Raw genomic sequence first — 4,343 nt, 5'->3', positions numbered from 1 at the left:
GAGCTCGAGATGGCCCGCAACGGTCCCGCCGTATTCCTCGGGAATCGCGACGCCGAGGAAGCCCATCTCGGCGAGGCCCTTCCACAAGTCACGGTCATAGTCGGCCTTGCCTTCGAGCACGGCACGCACCGCCTTCGGCGAGCACTTCTCGGCAAGAAACCGCCGCGCCTGATCGCGCAATTGCTTCTGGTCGTCGGAGAAATCGAAATTCATGGCGAGGTCTCGCTGTTGTTAGTTGTTAACTGATTTTTCGAGAGTTCGTCATTCCGGGGCGCGCGGAGCGCGAGCCCGGAATCCATAACCACCGCAGGGAGTATGGATTCCGGGCCTGCGCCGCTGCGCGGCGCATCCCGGAATGACGAACGATGGGTTGCTCAAATATCTCACTGCAGCACCATCACATCCGAATCCGGATGCTCGGCATACAGCCGCTCGACCAGGGCGGCGCGGCGTTCGAGGCCGGCGCGTTGGTTGATGTAGCCCTTGTCGGTGAGTTCGTTGCCGTCGATCGACGGCGGCTCGACCATCAGCATCGCGCGGGCGATCCGCATCGAGCTGGCGCCTTCGACTTCGCGGTTGTGCTTCTGCAGCCCGGCGCGCAGCGCCGCGAGCACGTCGGGATGCTTCACGACGTCCTCGAAGCTCGCATTCGGATCACCGATCATCACCCGGCAAGCGTTGAGGTTCGGCCAGGCCAGCAGGCCGATATAGGCGCGGTCCTGCCCCGCCACCAAGGCGTCCTGGATCACCGGGCTGGCCGCGGCGATCGCATCGGTGCGCACGGTGCTGACATGGACGAAGGTGCCGGTCATCAGCTTGAAGTCTTCGGCGACGCGGCCGGCGAAGATGATGCCCTTCACCGGATCGTTCGGATCGACGAACACGCCGGCATCGCCGATCTTGTAGAAGCCCTCTTCGTCGAACGCCTTCTCGGTGAGATCCGGCTGGCCGTAGTAACCGGGCATCACATTGACCCCGCGCAGCCGCAATTCGTATTTGTCGCCGATCGGCAGCATCTTCAGCTCGACGCCCGGGAACGGCAGGCCGATCAGTCCGACGCGCTCAGTGTCCCAATAGGTACCCGTCGAGGTCGGCGAGGTCTCGGTCGAGCCCCAGCCGGTGTAGAACACCAGCCGGTGGCCTGTGGCGCGCACCGCGAGCGCCTGCATCCGCTCGTACAGATCGTCGGGCAGCCGGGCGCCGCCATAGGCCATCAGCTGCATGTCCTTGAAGAACGACCGGCACAGCGCGTCGTCCTTCTCCATCGCGCTCGCCAGCGCCGCATAGCCGGCCGGCACGTTGGCGTAGTAAGTCGGCGAAATTTCGCGCAGGTTGCGCAGCGTCTCTTCGATCTGGCCGGGCACCGGGCGGCCGTCGTCGATGTACAGCGTGCCGCCTTCGATCAACAGCGGATTGAACGCCGCGTTGCCGCCCATGGTGTGATTCCACGGCATCCAGTCGAGCTGCACCGGCGGCGGGCCGTTCGGATCGCGCGGCCGCACCTGCATCATCATCGCAGCATTGGCGCACATCATCCGCTGGGTGTTGATCACCGCCTTCGGCATTCCGGTTGAGCCGGAGGTGAACAGGAACTTGGCGACGGTGTCGGGCGTGATCCGCGCGATCGACTGCGCCACCTGGTCGGTCACCGGGGTCGCCACCATGTCGTCGAACGCGATGCTGGCGATGCCGTCGGCCGGATTGGCGACGTGGATCACCTGGACGTCCTTCGGATCGAGCGCGTGCAGCGCCTTGGTGAAGGGAGCGCCTTCCTGCACCATCACGGCAGCCGGCTTCACCAGATCGAACAGGTACTTCAGCTTGAGGTGATCGTGGCTCATCAGCGAATAGGCCGGCGACACCGGCGCGGTCGGAATCCGCGCCTGCATCGCCGCCATCATGATCAGCGCGTGCTCGATCGAGTTGCCCGACAGCACCGTGAGCGGCCGGCCTTCCGGCAGCTTGAGGTCGAGCAACGCCTGGGTGAGACCATCGACGATGCGCTTGGCCTCGGCGTAGCTGACCTTGCGCCACTGCCGGTCCGGCCCCTTGCGCTGCGCCAGCCAGATATGATCCGGTCGCTGCTTGGCCCACTTCGCCAGCGCCATCGGCAGGTTGGGATCGTGATCCATCAGCGGGAAGCGCGACTTCATCACGATGACGCCGTCCTCGCGGCGATCGACATCGATCTCGCGCGGCAGCCAGTTCACCTTGCGAAACGGCGGCTTGGTCATCACTGCGGCTGCGCTGGCAGTCATCTGGTGTTCTCCCGTTTTCTCGGCCTCTTGCCGGGCCAACGTTGAATTGGTCAGCGGTTGCCGTAGACCGGCTTGCGCTTCTCGAGGAACGCGGCGACGCCTTCCTTGAAATCCTCCGAGCGCGAACACAGCACCTGGTTGCGATCCTCCATCGCGATCACCTGCTCGACCGAGCCGGCATCCACCGCCATGTTGAGGCACTCCTTCGACAGTCGCAAACCGACCGGCGACGCCGCCATCATCGCATCGACGAACGGCTGCGCCGCGGCTTCGAGCTGATCGTCTTCCACCAGTTCGGAAACGAGTCCGGTCATCAGCGCGCGCTCGGCGCCGATGAAGCGGCCGGTGAGGATCAGTTCGGACGCCACCGAGACGCCAACGAGGCGCGGCAAAAAGTAGCTGGTGCCGATATCGCAGCCGCCAAGGCCGAGCTTGATGAAGGCACAGTTCATCCGCGCGCTGCGTCCGGCGATGCGGACGTCGGAAGCCAGCGCCAGCGCAAAGCCGCCGCCGGCCGCGGCGCCGCGGATCAGCGATATGATCGGCTGCGGGCAGCGGCGCATCAGCATCACGATGTCGGCGATCCGGCGCTGCGAATCCAGCGACTCGGTGACGCCGGGTGTGGCGTTCTCACCGGCGCGGCGCGCCATTGCATGTTTGAGGTCGAGACCTGCGCAGAAATTGGCGCCTGCGCCTTTCAGCACGACGACGCGCGTCGTCCGATCGCGCTGCAGGCGGCCAAAATAGTCGTTGAGCGCGTCGATCAGGCCGGGATCGAGAGCATTGAGGCTATCCGGCCGATTGAGCGTGACCCAATCGACCCCGTCACGATGATCGACCAGCAAGGCCTCGGTCACGCCATCACTCCCGTCAGTTCTTGTTCTTATACGCCGCTGCTGCGACGTTTAGTCGGACCGCCGTTCCGGCGATAGTCGCTCCCCTCCCAAATACAGGGAAAGAAACAGTCCTGCGCTTCGAATTCCGCCGCGCGAGAGATCGTCGCTATGTGACAAACTACACGCGGCGGAGATCGAAGGCTCACCCTCTCCCGAAACGGAAAGGGTGAGAAGTGCGCGTTTAGCGCGGCGCCATGCGGATGGCGCCGTCGAGACGAATGGTCTCGCCGTTCAGCATCGGGTTCTCGACGATCTGCACCGCGAGCGACGCATATTCCGACGGATCGCCGAGGCGGGCCGGATGCGGCACCTGGGCGCCGAGGCTCTTGCGGGCGTCTTCCGACAGACCCATCAGCAGCGGGGTGAGGAACAGGCCCGGCGCGATGGTCATGACGCGGATGTTCATCGACGCGAGATCGCGCGCCACCGGCAGGGTCATGCCGACGATGCCGCCCTTCGAGGCGGAGTAAGCAGCCTGGCCGATCTGGCCGTCGAACGCCGCCACCGAGGCGGTGTTGATGCAGACGCCGCGCTCTTCGCCGATGGTCGGCGCGCTCTGCATGCGCTCGGCGACGAGACGGATGCAGTTGAAGCTGCCGATCAGGTTGACGTTGATGATGCGCGAGAAGTGGTCGAGCGGATAGGCGCCGTTCTTGCTGACGGTCTTCACCGCGCCGCCGATGCCGGCGCAGTTCACCAGCACGCGGACGATGCCGTGCGCGGCTTCAGCCTTGGCGATCGCTTCCTTGACCGGCGCTTCCTGCGACACGTCGCCGACGCAGGCAACGCCACCGATCTCGGCGGCGACCTTCTCGGCGTTGTCCTTGTTCATGTCGAGCACGGCAACCTTGGCGCCCTTGGCGGCCATCGCCCGCGCGGTCGCGGCGCCGAGCCCCGAACCACCGCCGGTGATGAGAACGGAGACGTCTTTCAACTGCATTGGATATCCCTTTCCTTGGGCGCTTTCTTGAAGCTTGATCTCGGACGACACCGCTCGCCGACTTTTAAGAGCGGTCGGGCCGACGCGTCCCGCGTGGTTATTGCGCTGTTGGTCCGGGCCTTCAACAGCCCCTTGGGCGTTTCCCCGATCGTTGAGGCCGGCAAAAGGTCGCGACTTGGTCCGCTACCGATCCGGCTCGAGGTCTCTCCTTGGGTTGCGTTTCGTTGAGCTCGCGTTCCGACAGATTGC

4 protein-coding genes are annotated in these 4,343 nt (G+C 64.9%); all 4 read right to left on the bottom strand.

Annotated features, from left to right (window positions below; all coding sequences use genetic code 11):
* Positions 1–213, bottom strand: a 213-nt coding sequence (locus DYI24_RS22100) for an acyl-CoA dehydrogenase family protein (RefSeq protein WP_164573857.1), incomplete at its 3' end; no start/stop codon positions are given.
* A gap of 170 nt (positions 214–383) precedes the next feature.
* A complete protein-coding gene (locus tag DYI24_RS22095) occupies positions 384–2,258 on the bottom strand; it encodes an AMP-binding protein (protein ID WP_164573856.1) in 1,875 nt (624 codons plus the stop codon).
* 50 nt (positions 2,259–2,308) lie between these two features.
* Positions 2,309–3,115 carry an enoyl-CoA hydratase/isomerase family protein gene (locus DYI24_RS22090; protein WP_164573855.1) on the bottom strand — a complete coding sequence of 269 codons (807 nt, stop codon included), beginning with the start codon at positions 3,113–3,115 and terminating at the stop codon, positions 2,309–2,311.
* 220 nt (positions 3,116–3,335) lie between these two features.
* Positions 3,336–4,094: an SDR family NAD(P)-dependent oxidoreductase gene (locus DYI24_RS22085; protein WP_013503496.1), complete on the bottom strand. Its 759-nt coding sequence runs from the start codon at positions 4,092–4,094 to the stop codon at positions 3,336–3,338.
* Positions 4,095–4,343: the final 249 nt, after the last annotated feature.

Origin of the sequence: Rhodopseudomonas sp. BR0C11 (assembly GCF_010820945.1) — a bacterium.
Lineage (GTDB): Bacteria > Pseudomonadota > Alphaproteobacteria > Rhizobiales > Xanthobacteraceae > Rhodopseudomonas > Rhodopseudomonas palustris_H.
This window is presented reverse-complemented; position numbering and strand designations above follow the sequence as displayed.

Excerpts from the sequence above, each read along its gene's own strand:
- DYI24_RS22095 (WP_164573856.1), bottom strand. The coding sequence starts at position 2,258 with ATGACTGCCAGCGCAGCCGCAGTGATGACCAAGCCGCCGTTTCGCAAG.
- DYI24_RS22085 (WP_013503496.1), bottom strand. The coding sequence starts at position 4,094 with ATGCAGTTGAAAGACGTCTCCGTTCTCATCACCGGCGGTGGTTCGGGG.